This window comes from Natrinema sp. SYSU A 869, assembly GCF_019879105.1.
Classification (GTDB): Archaea; Halobacteriota; Halobacteria; order Halobacteriales; family Natrialbaceae; genus Natrinema.
The window spans coordinates 677,662-695,612 of record NZ_CP082248.1; the positions used below are offsets into that span (position 1 = coordinate 677,662).

The 17,951-nt window shown below is 63.2% G+C and carries 13 protein-coding genes; 6 read left to right on the plus strand and 7 right to left on the minus strand.

Features of this window, described 5'->3' with window-relative positions:
• The 3 genes from K6I40_RS07185 to K6I40_RS07195 are packed head-to-tail and all read left to right on the plus strand — an operon-like array spanning window position 1 to window position 6,200.
• Entirely contained in the window at window positions 1-2,961 is a 2,961-nt protein-coding gene (locus K6I40_RS07185; RefSeq protein WP_222913998.1) for a hypothetical protein, read from the plus strand.
• A gap of 1 nt (window position 2,962) precedes the next feature.
• Window positions 2,963-3,958: a hypothetical protein gene (locus K6I40_RS07190; protein WP_222914000.1), complete on the plus strand. Its 996-nt coding sequence runs from the start codon at window positions 2,963-2,965 to the stop codon at window positions 3,956-3,958.
• Window positions 3,951-6,200 (plus strand): hypothetical protein, encoded by a 2,250-nt coding sequence (locus K6I40_RS07195; RefSeq protein WP_222914002.1) that lies wholly within the window; start codon window positions 3,951-3,953, stop codon window positions 6,198-6,200. The genes K6I40_RS07190 and K6I40_RS07195 overlap by 8 nt, the downstream gene beginning before the upstream one ends.
• 69 nt (window positions 6,201-6,269) lie before the next feature.
• Here the strand turns inward: K6I40_RS07195 and K6I40_RS07200 are convergent, their stop codons facing one another.
• The 6 genes from K6I40_RS07200 to K6I40_RS28215 form a co-directional block, all read right to left on the minus strand.
• Window positions 6,270-8,510 carry a hypothetical protein gene (locus K6I40_RS07200; protein WP_222914004.1) on the minus strand — a complete coding sequence of 747 codons (2,241 nt, stop codon included), beginning with the start codon at window positions 8,508-8,510 and terminating at the stop codon, window positions 6,270-6,272.
• On the minus strand, window positions 8,507-9,373 hold the full coding sequence (locus tag K6I40_RS07205; RefSeq protein ID WP_222914006.1) for a hypothetical protein: 867 nt from the start codon (window positions 9,371-9,373) through the stop codon (window positions 8,507-8,509). The genes K6I40_RS07200 and K6I40_RS07205 overlap by 4 nt, the downstream gene beginning before the upstream one ends.
• On the minus strand, window positions 9,366-11,663 hold the full coding sequence (locus K6I40_RS07210; RefSeq protein ID WP_255681516.1) for an ATP-binding protein: 2,298 nt from the start codon (window positions 11,661-11,663) through the stop codon (window positions 9,366-9,368). The genes K6I40_RS07205 and K6I40_RS07210 overlap by 8 nt, the downstream gene beginning before the upstream one ends.
• A gap of 1 nt (window position 11,664) precedes the next feature.
• Window positions 11,665-12,642, minus strand: a complete 978-nt coding sequence (locus K6I40_RS07215; protein WP_222914008.1) for a hypothetical protein — start codon at window positions 12,640-12,642, stop codon at window positions 11,665-11,667.
• Between the two features lie 186 nt (window positions 12,643-12,828).
• Window positions 12,829-13,659 carry a hypothetical protein gene (locus K6I40_RS07220; RefSeq protein ID WP_255681518.1) on the minus strand — a complete coding sequence of 277 codons (831 nt, stop codon included), beginning with the start codon at window positions 13,657-13,659 and terminating at the stop codon, window positions 12,829-12,831.
• A gap of 8 nt (window positions 13,660-13,667) precedes the next feature.
• Complete coding sequence (locus K6I40_RS28215; RefSeq protein WP_255681520.1) at window positions 13,668-13,928, minus strand: hypothetical protein; 261 nt, start codon at window positions 13,926-13,928, stop codon at window positions 13,668-13,670.
• Window positions 13,929-14,059: 131 nt separating this feature from the next.
• On the opposite strand from K6I40_RS28215, the gene K6I40_RS07225 reads away from it, so the two are divergent.
• Entirely contained in the window at window positions 14,060-14,221 is a 162-nt protein-coding gene (locus K6I40_RS07225; RefSeq protein ID WP_222914010.1) for a hypothetical protein, read from the plus strand.
• Window positions 14,214-14,906 (plus strand): recombinase family protein, encoded by a 693-nt coding sequence (locus K6I40_RS07230; protein WP_222914012.1) that lies wholly within the window; start codon window positions 14,214-14,216, stop codon window positions 14,904-14,906. The genes K6I40_RS07225 and K6I40_RS07230 overlap by 8 nt, the downstream gene beginning before the upstream one ends.
• A gap of 264 nt (window positions 14,907-15,170) precedes the next feature.
• On the opposite strand, the gene K6I40_RS28220 is transcribed toward K6I40_RS07230, so the two are convergent.
• On the minus strand, window positions 15,171-15,293 hold the full coding sequence (locus K6I40_RS28220; RefSeq protein WP_255681523.1) for a hypothetical protein: 123 nt from the start codon (window positions 15,291-15,293) through the stop codon (window positions 15,171-15,173).
• A 585-nt stretch (window positions 15,294-15,878) separates the two neighbouring features.
• On the opposite strand from K6I40_RS28220, the gene K6I40_RS07235 reads away from it, so the two are divergent.
• Window positions 15,879-17,618 (plus strand): PQQ-binding-like beta-propeller repeat protein, encoded by a 1,740-nt coding sequence (locus K6I40_RS07235; RefSeq protein WP_222914014.1) that lies wholly within the window; start codon window positions 15,879-15,881, stop codon window positions 17,616-17,618.
• Window positions 17,619-17,951: the final 333 nt, after the last annotated feature.

The following is a 17,951-nucleotide window of genomic DNA, read 5'->3' on the forward strand; positions in this document are numbered from 1 at the left end:
ATGACGGCACTGGCATCCATCCCCGACGATCGCTCGACCGCGAGCGGCGTACTCCTCCCACTCGTCCTCGCGGTCACAGTCGCCGGCGCACTGATCGCACCGGTGACGGCCGCATCGGCAGCGACGACGCAGGATAACAGCGGCGAAATCAGCATCGAGCGCACTAACGATTTCCTCGAGATCTCCCTCTCAGGGTTCGACGAACGACCGGACGAGGTAACGATCGAGGTCGCCGCAGCGAACGAGAGCGCGTCGACAATCGGGAACAGTAGCGACGGGCAGGCCGAGGTGGCGATCACCGAACTGGTTTCGGAGATCAATCACGTCTCGTTGAGCGATGCGAACGTGACGGTAACGGCCGGCGACGCGTCCGAATCGGAGACCCTCGATCTCCGCACGATCGCGTTCGCCGATGCGGATGACGTGCCGGTCTGGCTCAGCGGCGGCGACGGGTCGCAGGTCATACTCCCGCTCGATCAACGCGACACGGTCGGGCTCACGGAAAGCGATTCGATCACGATCTCCGCCAACGGCGATGATCTCTCTGCCGACGTGCGGGCGAACGGAACGCAGCTCGCGATCGACCAGTCCGCGCTCGTAGAGACGGTCGGTTCCACCGACGAAATCGCCCTCGAGGCGTCCATCGTCGACGATCGACCGACCGAACGAACCCTTCAGCCGCAACTGCGCGACGTGGCCGACCGGCCGGTGCTCTGGTACCCGCTGCTCGAGCCCGGGACCGCGTACGGAATATCCGCCGAAGACGATCGGGAGAGGCAGTACGTGAACAGCAGCGTCGATCCCGTTCGCGCCGGCGAGATCGACCTGTCGCCCCTTTCGGGGGCAGCCGCGGTGACGGCCTCCGTATCGATGGCCGATGAGGGTACCACGGTACTCGAGAACGAAGAACTCACGCTCGAGCGACCGGCCCCGCTCTCCGCGACGGTCATGGACGACGGTGCGGCGGTATCGTTCGACCAGAGTGTCGACGGCCTCGGTGTCTCCAGCGTTATCGTCAATTCGAGTGTAGGTGGGGTAACGCAGTACGCACTCGGAGACGGGACGATGATCGAGAACAGACGGCTCGCGCTCTCGAACGCAACAGTGACCGCGACAGATAAACTCGTGTTGGCGACCGACGCGGGGATTGCTCGAGTGACGCTCAATGCCGCCGAATCCGGATCGGACAGAGACAATCCTAAGGGAATGATTTCAACGCTACTCGACGTAGGTATAGTTGGCGCACCGCTTCTGATACCAGGTCTCCTAGGACTCGTCGTTGGATACGGTTCGTATTGGTCTCGTAATGAACGGACGAAGAAACGACTCGGCATCAGCGCGATCATTGCTACCGGACTCGCATCGGCGACCGCAATCGGACTTGTTTTCCTCCTCCCTGGAGAGCCGCCATCGATAGCACCGTCATTCTTTGGCGCGGGTATCGATATCTCGTTCCTCGAGGTGGCGTTGTGGCCCCATGGTTTCGCCGGATCCGGTGTCCTCCTCGGAGCGGTGCTGGCACCGGTACTCTACTACCGACTCAGCTACCCGATCGGCGTCGATCGGAGCGCCGGGTTCACAGTCGACGTGACCGTCACTGACGGGAATCAGCCACTGACCGGCCGAACGAAAATCGGATACAGACGAGTGGACAATCCCGATGCCGAGGCAAACGAGACGGCGATCTCGGGCGGCGTGGGGCGGCTCACCGTTCCGGAACGTGGAACGTGGAACCTCGCCGCTAAACATAAATCGCATGAATCAGACGTCGTCAAAGTTAGTCGGCGAAAGACGAGCGTCACACTCACCATAGTGTTCCCGACGACGGTGACGGTTACCGACGGCACTGACAGCGAGCCGATCCCTGGCGCAGCAATCACGCGCACGGACAGCGATACCACTGAAACGACGGGCGTGAACGGTACTGCGACGCTCGAGCCGGGGACTCCGGGCTCGAGCATCGAGATAGAGATCACACACGAGAAGTACGCAACTCGAACGGAAACGATTAATTTCTCCCAGAACGGGGACCGGACGATCGAACTCGCGCCCCGAACCGGACGCGCGCGGCTGGTCTCTCGCGTCGACGGCGTTCAGACACCGTCGATGCCGATTCGACTCAGTTCGCGAGAGAAGGCGTTACAGGATCGGTACGGAACCATTCACATGACGACCGACCGTGATGCAGTGGCCACTCGCGAGGGCCTCCTGATCGGCCAGTACCGCGCCGAGATCGATCCACCGGACGGTCGTGGCGAATTGTTCGACGGCGGGAAGCCAGTCCTGACTGTCCGCGAAGACCGGTCGACGAAGGTCGGCGTCGACGCCCACTTCACGTGGTCGCTGTCGTCGTCCCAACGGGATCGGATCGACCGCCTCCGGCGGAAGGTCCGAACGCTGTCCGACCATAGCGGACGGGACACGACCATCCCGCAGTACTACGGCTCGGTCGTCGTCGCAATACTCGAGACGGTCGAGTCCCTGCCGGAGGACGGCCACCACTTCGCGCACAGCGAGGCGACGCCCGACGCCGTCGCGGACGCGCTGCTTGCCGCCGCCGCGAAGGCGATCGACGCGATCAACGACGCGATGACGACCAAGCGAAACGTCGACCTCTTCGCCGCCTGTGCGGACATGCCCGATCCCGGCGTCGACTGGGACGGAGACTGCGACCTCGAGACGGTCCTCGAGTGGCTCGAGTCCGATGCGATAACGCAGCGAAACGAACTCAAGGACCGGTACGAGACCGTCACCGGGCAGGTCGAAACCGAGCGGAAGTCGGTCTCGGAGGCGGCTCCGGCAGAGGAGATGTTACGACACGCCTGGGACCTCGGCAGCGACGCCGGTCGCGGTCCGGAGGCGATCGTCACCATCTACGTCTCCCTGCTGTTGCTTGAGGCGGTCGCGGACGTGTTCGAGCACGACGCCCTGTGCGATAGACTCTCACGGACGGTGTTCTAACATGCGCACACACGCTACTCGACGAGCGGTACTACTGACGGCGATACTCGTCGTCGCGACGATCGGGACGGTACCGCTCTTCGGCGGGACCGTCGCCGCACAGGAGGAGACCGCAAACGACTACTTCGAAACGTTCCGCGCGATGGAGGGAGTCGAAGCCTACGAGGAGTACGACGAGCTGGAGACCGTCCGGACGTTCGCCGTGTCCCAGACGCAGGTAACGGGCGAGCTCTCCGCCGCCGAGCGCGCGGAGTTCGAGGCGGTCCTCGGGACCCTGCAGTCGTTCGATCACGCCTACGCTCGCGCCGACGCGGGCGAGTACGAAGCGAGTCTCTCGGCCGCCGAAAACGTGAGCGCCCACATCGACGAGCTCGAGGGGTACGACCAGACGCAGGCGACGCTCGCCACCCTCGCACTGACGCGGTTCTACGAGCGACTCGGCGACGGTCTCTACGAGGAGGTCGACGCGACGAATCGGACACCCGTTCGGATCGAGCGTCTCGAGATGACCGCAACGACCTACGAGCGGGCGGACATGCCGGAGGAGGCCACCCAGTTCAGGGTGCAGGCGGAACAGCTGAACGCCGAGTACGAACGCGATCGCGCGACCATCGATACCGCACGGAACGCCACTGCCACCTTCATCGAGGACTGTCCCGACTGCACGGACGTTCAGGCCGCCGTCAGCGCGAACGGCCTCGAGACGTTCGCAGCGTATCAAGACGCACAGACGACTCATAGCCGGGTTCGAGACGTGCAGGGCCACGCGGCCGATCACGGGCTCGCCGAGCGCGAGGAGGAACTGGCCGCGATGGGCGACGAGGTTGCCGAAACGCGGACGACGCTCGCGATCGCCTCGAGCGCGGTTCTGATCGGCTACGGCGTCGTCGTCGGGCTGGTCGGGACACTGCTCGTCGGGCGACTCTTCGCCTGGCGACGCACGTACGAGGCCGCTCGAGTCGGCTCGGTCGTGACGGTGGGTGAGAGCGATGTCTAAGCGAGCGCTGCTCCTCGCGGTCGTCCTCGCCGTCGGTCTAACGGTGGCTGTCGTGCCGGGGGCGGTCGCACAGAGTGGCGTCACGGTCGACGCCAGTGGCGGGACGGTCAATCTGGGTACCGAGACGGAGACGCGTTCGGTCGAGATCACTAACGACAGAAACGAGTCCGTCTCCGTCGACGTTTCGTCGCTGTCTGGAATCAGCGTCGATCCGGATCAACGGACCGTTCCCGCCGGAACGACGGAAACGATCACCCTCGAAATCGACGGAGACGACGACGCAGGCGGTGGGACAGTCACCGTGAGCGCCGGTGGGAGCGAGGACAGCTTCAGAGTCGAACGCCTCGCGATCGCCGGCTTCGAGGACGAACCGCTTGACGTCGGCGACGTGCTCGTCGGCGAGAGCGCATCCGGAGACGCGAGCATCGAGGAACTCACCGGCGAGGAAACCCTCAGTAGGGTCGATGCAACCGTCGTCAGTACCGATCCGGACGCGGATCTCGGAGTCAGCGCGAGCGGTACGGCGATGAACTGGAACGTCTACGTCGACAGCGGCGTCGAGCAGCATGAGACGCTCTCGTGGGAGGTCGAACTCGTCCCGAACGGGAACGACGAGGCGGCTCGAACCGTCGAGGTCGAGAGCCGTGTCATCCACCCCGCCGAGTTCGGTGCGGTCTCCCTCGAGGACGACCTGACGTTCGACGAGCCGCGGAGCTCGACGTCGACGATCACGAAGACGGTCGACCTCGAGGTCGAGAACGCCGGCGACCTCAAACTCGAAGTCGATCGAGTGACGGCGTCCGCCTCGACCCGTGGACTCGACGTGTCGGTCGCGGACCAACTCGATACGATTGACGGCCAGTCGACCGAGACGATCGAATTGGCGGTAACGGCGAACACCGGACTCAGCGAAGGGGAGTACGACGTCTCGGGGTCCATCAGCGCTGCGGACTACAGTATCAGTGACGCGAGCTACGACGGGACCGTCGAAATCGAACACGGCACGCGACTAGATATCTCCAGTCGGATCGACATCGGTGATGTGCCGATCGGCGAGCCCGAACGACGGTCGACGACCGTCGGCGAGGCGCTTGGCTACAACGACGTCAATTCCCTCGAGATAACGCGCGAAGAGGGACCGGAGAGCTGGCTGACGATCGAAGAGGCTCCGTCGGAACTCGCAGCTGGCAGCTCGCAGGCAGTCGTCTTCCAGACGGCCTTCGACACCGACGCGGAGCTGGGAACCAGCTACGAGTGGACGTACACCGTCACCGGTGACGGCGTCGAGGAACAGACCGTGACCGTCGTCGCGTCACCGGTGCCGCTCGATCTCGATCCGATTCGACGGGACGTCTCCGCGTACGACGGAACGGTCGCCGACCAAACCGTCGCGATGATCGACACGATGGACGAACGGATGCGAAGCAATGACGTTTCCAGCGAGGACGTCACGGTCATCCTGTCCTACGGCAGCGCCTCGTCGCTATATCTCGAGTCGATGACGGCCGCACGCGAGCACCAATCGGCCGGCGAGTACGAGGCGGCCCAGACGGAAATCGTTCAGGCCGCGGCCGCCTACAACACGATGACTCTCTACGGGGACGAACTCGAGGGCGAGGCCTTCCGGGACGACAGTTCGGAAGTAACGTCCGCTGCCGAGAGCGACCTGGCAGCCGTGATCAGCGACCAGCAAGCGCACTACGAGGAGCGCCTCGAGTCCGGTTCTATCTCGCTCGTGGCGGAAGCGACGGTTCAGCGACAGCTCGCTCGGATCGTCTCGCTTCAGGGCGACGACGAGCGGGCGGCAGCGCTCGAGTCGAACGCGAGCTCGGCGTTCGAGAACTACGCCGAGGCCGTCTCGGACGGGGAACGGGCCCGCCAGCGCGCTGAGGAGACGTGGACGGCGATGGAGTCCGAGCAGTTCGTCACGGTCGCCGGCCAGCCGCTACTCCTGAACCCGGCGGAGTACGACACGTACACCGAACGCGTCGATTTCATGAACGCCGCCTACGAGAACGCGACCGCGACGTTCGAGGAGGCCGGTGAAACGGGCCGCGCCGAAGCGGTCGCGACGAAGCACGAGGAACGGACGAGCGCGCTCCAGGTGACGCAGTGGTCGCTGTTCGGCGCGATCGCCGTGTACGCGATGCTCGTCATCGGTATCGTCCTCCGGACCGCACGCGGGATGTACTGGTATCTCCGGGACGCGCGTGAGTCGGTCAGCGGTGACTTCCTCGTGTGAGTCGGTTCCAAGGGCGGTTCTCTCCCCACGAGACGGAACAGGTAGATAGGGGTCAGAAAAAACTACTTTTCACTCGAGCCGGAACGGCGTCGACAGCGACGACAGCACGTTCGGATCAGTGGACGCGTCCTCGACTCGTTCGACCGACCAGCGCTCGCGGTGCTGCTCGGTCCAGGCGGTCTCGTCCTCGGCCGACGGTCCGGCCGTGCGGACCGTGTATTCGCGGGCGGCGTCCTCGAGTGTGTACGCCACCGTCGCGTCGAACGACGGGTCCGTCACGTCGGGTTCGATGTCGACGAAGTGCTCGATCCGGTCGCCGACCGCGAGGCGTTCGCGGCGCGCCTCGGAATAGAATAGCTCGTTGATCGGTTCACCGCTGGCTGACACCGCGACATCCGACACCGGCCGGTCGCCCCCGTTCTCGAAGACGAGTACGACGGTCCCGTACTCGCCGGCGACCTGTGTTTCCGGACCGATCGCGATCTCGAACGGGTCGTCGCCGTCGTTCGAGTCAGCCGCGACTGACGAGACGGTCGCGACGATATTGACCCGGCGTTCGCTCCCGTCCTCGTCCGCGACCACCAGTGATCCCTCGAGCGCGTCCGCATTCGGGTCGGTCCAGCGGTCGGGGCTGCCGGTCGCGGTCGCCGACTCGCCGGGGGCGAGCCGTGCATCGAGCGCCACCGTGTGTCCGGCGGCCTCGAGTCCGCGGATCCGATACGGCCGATCGTCGCAGTTCTCGAGTTCGGCGACGACGGACCCGTCATTCGGATCGACGGTCGCTCGAACGGCGACACCGTCGCCGCTGACAGCGATCGTGCGGCCGGAACAGTCCGCACGGACCGCTCCGTCGGCCGTGACCGCTACCGGTGACAGGGTCGTTTCGCCGCCCGAGAGGACCGCCACGGTGCGCTCGAGAGTCGTTCGCTCCCCGGCCTCGAGCCGGCCAACGTCGACGGTTGACTCGCCGACGTCGACGGAGACGGCCACCGCCGACTGTCCCTCGTTCTCGAGGTCGATCCGATCGCGAACCGCGTGACCGATCGGGGCCGTTTCGTCGGCGATTCGCCGCGTCGCGGCGATGCGTGGTTCGGCGGCGCTCCCGTCGCCGGCCGCGGGTTCGCGGGTACTCCTGTCGGAACTCGGGTGATCGTCAGCAATGTCGGTATCACCGACTGGCGGTTCGGTGGCAGTCTCAAATTCGCTGCCTGGCGGTTCGGTGGCGGATCCGAAATCGTCGACCGTGGACTCGGCAGTAGACCGGTCGTCGCTGACGGGAGTGCCAGTAGCCGACCGGTCGGCTGCGGCTATCGACTCGTCGGTCGACGGCCCGCTGTCATCGTCAGCGGCGCCCGAATCAGCCGCGGACGCGGGTGACTCGGCGTTCGTTTCGGATCGAACGGACCGGTCCGCGTTCGTCGGCTCGAGCGAGTCGGTCCCGATCGACTCGCTGTCGTCGTGGACTCGGTCCGGCTCAGTTCGGTCGGGATCCGTTCGGGCCGAGTCGTCACGACTGGCTCCGGACGACCGTGTGTCTCCGATTCCCGACGATCGAGAGTGCGTCCCCGGTCCCGAACCGGAAAGTCGGACTCGCTCGTCGACGTCGATCGATTCGAACCCGATCCGGGCTGTTCCGTCGTCGAACTGCGGGACGACGAGAAGGAACTCGTCGCGCTCGAGCGTCACGTCGGTCCGGACGCGACCCGCACCCGGGAGTTCGATCACGAGCCGATCGGCGACGGTCGCCGAGCCGTCGGTCTCGATGGTCGCTCGAACCGCGTCGCCGTCGGGTTCGACGTCGATCGTCGGCGCCGGCGGCAGCGTACACGTCGGCGCGTACTCCCGACGACGGGCGCCGCGGGCGACCTCGAGCCCGACTGAGACCCGGCGATCGGGTTCGTACGGCCGCGTGACCGTCTCCGTCCACTCTTCGCCGGGCTCGAGGGCGTCCGTCCCGGAATCCGTCTCGAGGAGCCGAACGTCCTCGAGCGCCACGCCGCCGACGTTCTCGACCGTAACCGCGAGGGTGGCAACGCCGTGATCGATCGTCGCCGCTTCCAGATCGGTCTCGACAGCGATTCCGCCACTCGCGGCGTCATCAAGGTCGATCATCGCCTCCTCGACGGTCGCCCCGTCAACGGAGAGTTCGACCGTCCGTTCCCCTTCGGATCGGACCGACTCGACCGGGAAATCGACGAGCACCGTCTCACTGGCCTTGACCGCCGTGGTTCGCTCGCTCGGTGAGAGCGTCGCCCCGTCGACGCTGGCGGCCAGCGAAACGCGGCGCTCTCGATCGGTCGCGTTTGTCACCTCGATGTCGATCGTCCCCCGACGCCGACGGAATCGGTCGCGACGGCAAGACGGAGTTGCTCACGGCTATGCGCGTAGATCGAGACGGTCCCGTCCCGGATCGCACAGACGAGCGAGCCGTCGGCCGTCGCGTAGCCGTCGCCGCTCGAGAGCCCCGTGACCGACGCTGTCGTCCCCTCGGGATCGACCGCGCGGATGCCGTCGGCCGTGGTCACCAGCACCGACGAGCCGCCGACCGGGGCGACGTGTTCCACCGCGAGTTCCGTTTGCCAGCGCGACCTTCCGGTCTCGAGGTCGGCGGCGACGAGCCGATCGTTCTGTAACGCGGCGACGATCGAGTCGTCACACCGTCCCAGGTTTCGCACGACGGCCTCGAGGTTCCTGTCGAAACCGACCTCGCCGTCGGGATCGATCCGGGTCAGGAACGACCACGTCGAGAGGACGAAGCCGGTCGGCGTCCCGAGCAGGCCGTCGTCGGCCGGTCCGCCCGGCCGTGTGCGCTCGACGTCGAACCGCTCGCGTCCGGTCGCGATATCGACGGCTCGGAGCCGGTCCGGGCCGAGCACGCCAACGAGCGCCGCCTCGGCGATGGTGGCGACCGCGTGGGCGTCCGCAGCGGGTTGCTGTCGGATCCGGTCGCCGCCCGGCGAGTAGACCGTCAGCGCATTCGCCGAGAGGACGATGACGTCATCGGCCAGTGCGATGTCGACGACCCGTTCGCCGTGATCGATTTCGACTCGGTCGCCACCCGCTACCACGATGATGCGGTCGTCGACCCCGACGGCGATCGCACCGTCGCCGACGCCGACGGCGTCGACGCGGTCGCTCTCGAAGGAGCCGACCTGCCGATAGCCGTCACTCATCGTCCGCACCTCCGCTCGAGTCGGCGTTCGGATCCGTTTCCGCCGAGTCCGTTTCCGTCTCATTCGTTTCCGCCGAATCCAAACCCGTTTCGTCACCGAGCAACCCCTCGAGCGACGGCGACTCCGTGCCGAGTCGCATCCCGAGCCGCTCGGTCTGCTCCTCGACGTAGCGCTTGAGTTCGGGATACCCCTCGAGGTCGTCGATCTGGGTCCGCACGCTCGCGACGTACTGCCGGATCGTCTTCGGTTCGGTCTCATCGAGTCGCTCGAGGAAGTAGTCGGTGTCCGGTTCGATCGGCTCCCGGTCGGGGAGGTGGACGCTCTCGACGAGTTCCCGCTGGAGTTCGCTGCCGAGGACGCGATCGGCAATTTCGGCCGGTGTGTACCCCCGCGATTCCGCGCCGATACGCTCGTACTCGATCGCCGCGGTTCCGGTCATCGCCGAGAGGTGTTTCTGCCAGACTTCGGCCATGACTTCCTCGTCGGGTTGGGGGATGAACTGCTGGATCGGGAACCGACGGGTCGCCGCCGGATCGATCGTAAACGGCATGTTCGTCGCCCCGATCACGAGCAGATTGTCCTCAATCTCGTTCATCTCCTGCAGGAAGGCGTTTGTCAGCGATCGCTCGTGGCGCTGCAGGGAGTCGTCGCCCCGATCCGGGATCAGGGTGTCAACCTCGTCGAAGAACAGCACGGCGAAGCCGTCCTGAGCGATCCCGTGGGCCTTCTCGAAGATCGCTTCGACGCGCTTCTCCGACTCGCCGGAGTACTTCGACAGCACGTCGCTCCCCTTGATCTCGAGGAACTTGACCTCGCCGTAGCTGTCCTCGATACTCGAGTTGAACTTCGCCTCGTAGGCGATCGCTTCCGAGATGAGGGTCTTCCCGCAGCCGGGCGGGCCGTACAGCAGCATGCTGTTGCCCCGGGAGGCGAACTCGTCGCCGTAGCGGTCGATAACTTCGTCGCGAACGTCGGGATCAAACAGCGCGAGCAGGTTCTCCGCGGTCCGCTTGACCTCCGGGAGTCCGGCGACGTCCTCCTCGAAACTCACCGTTGGCTGTTTGGGCTCGATCGACACCTCGATGGCTTCGTCGTCCGCGGGCTGCTGGTCGCCCCGCTCCGGCTCCACACCGATCGGTTCCCCGGGCCGAGCGTCCGCCGTCGCTTTTAACTCTCGGTACTCGCCGGTGTCGACGAACTCGATATCGGTATCGGCCGTCACCCGAACCGTACTGTATCCCGAGGGTTCCAGATCGACCGGTTCGAACAGTTCAGTGTCGTCACCTCGCATGACGACCTCTTCGATCGGATGCAGCAGATAGTTCGTCTCGCGCAGGAATGTGTCGAGACTTTCGTCGTCCATCGCGGTGTGGATCGAGACCGACTCGCAGTCGGGGATCGCGGCCGGATTGACGTCGGGATCGGCGAGACAGTCGCGACCGCGATCGAAGCCGCCGAACAGTTCCTCGACGTTCTCGTGCAACCGGATGTCGGTGCCGATATCGTCCACGAGTCGATCGTCGACCGGCTTGACGTAGAAGTAGGCGCGCCGATTCGCGTGTTTGACTTCGACGAGATCCGTCGATCCTCCGACCTTCGAGGCCCCGATCTTGACGTGGGATGTCGGCTGTCCCGACAGCGCGACCGGCTTGAGGTTAAGCATTTCTCCCCCTGCGACCGCAGTCGCGAGCCGTCCGGCTCCCTCGAGTAACTGGAACGAACCCTGGCGGACCGACCGACGAGTAAACTGGCCGATAACGAGCGCGTCGGCGATCGCGTCGGCGAGTGCCGCTAGCCGTTCCGCGACCGTCCAGAAGACCGTCTCGATCCGGTCTGGTGCGTCGATGGCCGCCCGCTCATGAACGCGACTAAACCCGTCGACGAGCGCCTCCAGACGATCGGTCAGGACGCCGGCGAGCACCCACCAGTTTCGCACGTCGGGCATCGACTCGCCGACCGGTACGAGCACATCGTCGGCGATCTCGTCGATCCGTCCCGCGTCGCGAGCGCGGTCGACCGTGTCCGTCGCGAGGTCCGCGTCGAACCCGCCGTCGAACCTGGCCCAGACGATCTCCGTGATCGCGTCGTCGCCGGGAGTCCGCTCGAGTCCCGAGAGGGTGACCTGTGACAGCGCGACCGACGCTAACTCGCCGACGTCCTCGATGGCGGCGATCGCGTCGTCGGCGATCCGGACCGCGCGCCCGATCCGGGCGAACGTCTCAAGGTCGAGCGCTCGATCGAGCGTCGCGTCGATCCGACCGAGCGTCAGGATGAACGACGAGGCGTACATATTAGATCTGAAGGTTCTCCTCGCCGGCCGCCTGCCCGGCGGTATCTGCGACGCTCGCGAGTTCGCTCGCCTCCTCCTGGACCGTCCCGCCGAGGTCCTCCTCGATCATCGACTCGAGATCGTCACTGTCGACGTCTTCTTCCTCGGGTTGGTCGACGCCAGCGAGATCGTTGATTAGAGTTCCAGCGTTGTCGACGAAATTGAGCGCCTTTTCAGGGAAGACAGTGTTCTTGGCCGCGGCGGTCCGGGTCTCGTTGCGGAACATTTCGTAGGCCTCTCGGGCGGCCTCGAGGCGCTCGATCGCCATCCCCATCTGGTCGAGTCCGAGACTGACGTTCTCGAAGAGATTCTCTTCCTTAGCCTTCTCGATGTTTCGCAGGTAGAGATAGTGACTCTTGAGCTGCTTGTACTGCGCTCGTTCCTCGTCGCTGAGCGTCTCGGGGTCCGGAATCCCCTGCCCGGGACCCAGGTTCTGGAGTCGCTGTGCCGTCTTCGAGAGTCGCTCGTTCGAGTCGGTGGTCTCGGTCTCTAAGTTGTCGACTGTCTCCTGAAAGCGCTCCTTCGCGTCTTCGACGCGCGCCAGGTGTTCGTCGATGCTCTCGATCACTGCGCCCATGAGCGCGGCCCAGTTCATCAGCGCCGGCCCACCGAGGGACTCCTCGTCGGGGTCGCGAAACAGGATCAGTTCGTCACCTTCGAGCCCCACGATGTCCTCTTCGGCGAGATACTCGACGAGGACGTCGGCCTGCTGTTCGCTCGAGACGAGCGTCTCCCCGTCGGCCGTCGCGCCGGCCAGTGCCTCGACGGCCTCGCGCCGGGAGATACCTCCGTGGCCGTCGGCGATATCGATCTCGTCGATCGTCTCGGGCTGGACCACCTGCTCGATCAGTTTCTCCCACTTTCCCTCGAAATCGTCGCTGTCGACCCAGTCGGCCCGAACGCGGATCGGTTCGGACTCCGGGCCCCGGGACTGCGCCACGACGAACTGTTGACCGTTAATAGATTTCGTTTCGAATGAATACTTGCGCGCCATGAACAATCGTTATCCAGATTTGATGTATCCGATCTATTTCAGTCCATCGGCTCCCTACTACGGCATCAGGATAGCGGTCGTCGTCAGCGATCACCGATCGGCTCTCGGCGATACAGTATTCCGCCAATCGTGTCAGAATTCTTTCTCATTGACGATCGCCTCGTATCGTTCCTCGACCGCGTTCCGGACGTACTCGTTGACCCGTTCGTCGCTCGCGACGTGGACCGCGTCGAAATCGTCTTCAGCCCGGTCGAGGAACTCCGACGGGGAGGCGAAGACGTCGTACTCAGCGCGGACGTTCTCGAGGATGCGCCGGGCCTGATTGTCAACGACGGCGTCGAACGGCTCGGCCGCGACGACCATCTCCGGCCCCTGCTCGAGACCGAGCCGATCGAGGAGCGCAGTCTCGACTGACTCGAGGATCTCTGTTCGGACGCTTCTGGCCGACGAGAGCACGTCAAACCGGTTATCGATCGCGTTTTCGACGACCTGATCGAACTCCTCGCTCCGCAGGACGTGACTCGAGTCTGCGAACTCCTCCTCGACGGTATCCGCGACTCGGTCGGCCAGATAGCGCCCGTACTCGTCGATCGACTCCTCGACCAGATACTCCCCGTCGAGGTCGACGATGTATCCCTCGCGGTCCAGATACCGGATCACGTCCGACGTCGCTGCGACGTCGATTACGCTCTCGAGGTCGCTGTGGGCGATCTTTCCGTTCGACGCCTCGGCCTCCAGCCGAGCGTCCAGCCCCACGTCGTCGGCATGCTCTTTGAGCGCTGGTCCGATCGTGTAGTAGTCGCGCTTCCCTGCCGTGATCCGCCGGACGTAGTTCCGGTCGGCGAGTTCGTCGACGAAGAAGTCGATGTCGTCGATCGCCAGCGAGAATCGCGAGCGCAGCGTCTCGCCCGTCACGACCAGTCGCTGACCAAATAGGTTCGTCAGTTCGCGGGTGATGTTCATGTTGCCTTTCACCCCGAAGGGGTCGACGTAGAAGACGCCATCTCGTAGTTTTCGAGGTCGAGAAACTCGTCTACTGCCATCTCGGCGAGGGCCTTTCGCATGTCGCTCGCGGACAGCGATCGTGCGTTGAGCGTCCCGGTATCAGCGCCTTGATAGCCGGTTCGAATGTCGTTTTTGTGCTCGGAGACGTAGAGAAAGCCGTAGTTATCGTGAGCGATGTCTCGGCAGACGTCCTCAAGAACGTCTGTGTCAACCGGCAGGAGTGTCATACTGGACAACGTCCCGTGTGCATACTAAGCTTTGCGCCCGCGAGATGTATACACTGTCTGGGAAACCCTCCTTTCAGACACACCCCTGATTAACGTTAGAACTAACAATCAAACTAACGTTGGTATGAGCGATGCCGAAGCGAACGACAACACGGGTCTCTCAGAACAGTAACGGCCAGTACCAAGTGACGATCCCGAAGGCGATGGGCGACGCCCTCGACCTTGCTGGCGAGGACGTCGAGTGGGATATCGTCTCGTCAACGAAACTCGCTCTCGAGAAAGCTGATGAGTAGAGCCGCCGCGTTCCTCCGCAAGTCGCAAGGGAGCGACGACGATGTCTCCCTTGAGTTGCAGCGCGACCGTGTCCCGGCGCTCGCAGAGCAGCTGGCCGACGAGGTCGACGTGATCGACCTCGGCGTCCACACCGGGTTCAGCGTCCATATGAAGACCGCCAACGAGAAACGGATCGACGCGAACCCGGAGGTCAAGGCGTTACTCGAGGCACTCCGCGACGGCGAATATGACTACCTCGTTGCGTGGGATGACACACGGCTGGCTCGTGACCAATTCTACTGGGAACTGAAACGGGCAGCTGTCCTCGGCGACTGTCTGTTCGAGTTTGTCGAGGACCCACCGCAGGACGAACTTACGTTCCGAGTCCAGAGAGCTGTCGAGAGCGACGTCAAACGCCGGGAGATAGAGAAATCCCAGGCCGCGATGGATGCCCGCGAACAGCGCGGGGACGACCACGGACGGCCGCCCTTCGGCCTCTGCTACGATGAGAACGGCAGACAGTGGGTCCCCGATCGCGAGAGCGGGGAGTTCGCGATTGCCCTCGAAGTGATCCGACTCCGAGAAGCTGGCCGTTCATGGAGGGACATTGCCGACGAAACGGGTGTGAACCGATCAACCGCCCGCGGAATCTACGATCGGCGAGACCGCTATCTCGAGGAAGCCGAATCCGGAGTAGTAGCATAACCGGAGTTTCCAGACGATACCCATAGGTACAAAGATACACTCGAGATAAATTCCGGATTATAGGGGGTCGAATCTGTTAATAGTAGATATCGAACCTAACGTAGCACTTTATCATCTTCACCGGGAAGTTTATAGAGGCTCTCTCTTTCCAGTCGGGTGGTAGAATGACAAATAGAAGCCTACCGCCAATGGTCAAAACAAGTGATTTTATCTATAATACTAACGGTCTCATCGTCCGAGGTGAGCGCAATGAGTGACAGTACGTTACTGTGCGACCGCTGTAGTGGTCCCGCCCCGGTCGGCGAATCCGTTGAGTTCGATCAGCAAGATGAGCCAGCTTGGCTCTGTCAGGACTGTCTTGATGAGACGGGTGTTCCACTTAGCCACTACTGATCTGTAGTGATTATAGGCGTTGGTTCTACCAACGTACAAGATTTACGCGAAATCATCTCCAAACTCTTTTCTAATTAGGATACTCACCGCATCGTTCTGCCTCCTTCAATTCGTCTCGAATAACAGATATCGGAGTAATTCGGTTCGAGATGCTTGTGGCACTTATGGAGTTGCCGTTCGAGTTTTTCGTCAGCAGTCAAGACACGGCTGGGGATGGCAACTCTCACGACTGCCTACCTGTTACTCTGCATTATACCTAAATATCCATGATTATTTAACAGAATATCCAGAATTCATACCTTTTTGTCGGGCCATTCATCGAATATTATAACGATGCATGATACGCGTCTCCAACGTTCGGAATACAGGTTCAAGTAAAGTTACTTAGTAGTGTCTGAGATAGAGGGTTTCCCAGACAGTCCCGTAGAAGACAACAGATCTCATAAATTCCGCGTGCCGTTGAGGTAAATAGGCCAGTAGGTACACATGCGAACTGAACAGTTTGAAACAATTGCATAGCTACGAACTGTCGTTAATTGATGGATAGGAATAGAACTGGTATTCGTACGTCGTGTCGTTATGTGGAAACGACGATCCGTGCTGGCGACTGGGGCAGCGCTGTCGATGGGGGCCGGACTCGCTTCGGTGGGGGCCGGAGCCGCCGAGGCTGACGTCGACGAGCTTCCGGATCCGAATCGCGATCCGGGACCGAACGAGGACTGGCCGTCGCACCGAGGCGACCCCGGTCACGCCAGATACATCGCGGACGGTCACGAGTTCGACGGGGGAGCACTCGAGGCCGCGTGGTCCGTCGAGGGTGCGGGTACAGGTGCCGTCGCCGTCGCCGATGAGACGGTCTACACGCCGACCGACAACGGCGTCGTTGCCCTCGATGCGACGGACGGCACCGTCCGCTGGGAGAATACGGATATCGACGCGGGAACGCCGTCGGTCGCCGGCGAGACCGTCTATCTCAGTGGAAGCGAGGTCGTCGCGCTCGACCGGGCCAACGGGAGCGTTCGCTGGGAGAGCGAGTTCGATCCCGAGGAGGAGATTGTCTGGCAGACGGTCGCCTACGGCGGCGTGTACGCCGTCGCCGACGGGACGCTATACGCACTCGAGGCCGACGACGGATCGGTTCGGTGGAAGAAAGAATCGGTCGGCAGCGACAACGATGACGAGTACGAGTTCTTTACGGCGCCCGCCGCGGCAAACGGCGTGATCTACAGCGTCACGGGCGCCGGTCTGATCGCTCTCGATCCCGAGACCGGTGCCGAAGTCTGGCAAAAGGGAACTATCGACTCCCAACCCGATACCGTCTACGCGACGTCGGAAGCGGTCGCTTACGCCGCCGATGGCTCCGCGGAGTGGCCGTTGCGTGATGCCCAGACAGGCGAATTTGTAGCCGTAGGTTACGGGTTCCGCGAAATAGCGTTCGGCGAGGAAATCTACGTCGGCGGCGGCAGCGACCACGGGTACGGCGGCAGTTCGATCCACGGTGATGAATACAGTTGGAGCCTCGACGTTCTGTACACCTACGGGCAAGCCGTCATCAGCGGAGAAACCGTGTTCGCGTATCTCACTCGGAACGGGGGCCCCCCAAATCCCGAGTGGCGGGACTACGATGAGCACCTCGTCGCCCTGAACAAGTACGACGGGTCCGTGAAGTGGGCGCTCTCGAAGGACAATGCGCCGGTCGGATCGGTCCGTGCGATCAGCGGCGAGACGATCTACGTCGATCACGACGGCGATCTCGTGGCGCTTCGCGAAGAAACCGACACGGACGACCAGCCCGACGAGAGCGACGAGAACGCCGATACGGACGGAGAAAGCGACGAGGGAGACGGATCCGACGAGGGAGACGGATCCGACGAGGGAGACGACCAGCGGGACGGCGAGGACGACAGTGACACGGGGGAAGACGACAGCGACAACGATCCGACTGACAACGACGGCGGATCCGATAGCGACGACGGCGGATCCGGTAGCGACGACGGTGGATCCGATAGCGACGACGGCGGATCCGGTAGCGACGACGGCGGATCCGGTAGCGACGACGGCGGATCCGGTAGCGACGACGGCGGATCCGGTAGCGACAACGGAGAGTCTGTCGATGACGATGACGGCGATGTCGTGAACGGAACCGCCGGAAATGGGGACGCTGGAAACGAGACGGACGCCGAGAACGACACTGACGCCGACAATGTGCCCGGCTTCACGACCGGTACCGGACTTCTCGGCGGGGCGCTCGGCCTCGAGTGGCTGCGCCGGAAGGCCGGCGTCGACGAATCGACCAGCGCGGACGAACCGTCCGAGTAAGGGGACCCCGGGTCGGATAAAGTAGGACGATATTACTGAACACCGCATCGGGATCCTCGCCTTGCCGATTACGTTTTCCCCGTGTCTGACGCACCCAGATAGTCTGTATTCTGTCGTTGGAAAATCCTTAGTAGATCACAATCTATTGCGTTACATCGGTTCCCTGTACTTACCGTTTCCTACACTACCAACTCGGCACTCAACGTGTGACTTAGATAACCAGGATTGTTCGGCAGGCTGTTCAGAAGATATACCTTCTCGACGGGCAGTTTGGGCCGAATAGGTAATCTCAAATCGTTCCAAAGGATGCCAGAGAATACTACTGTATGAAGG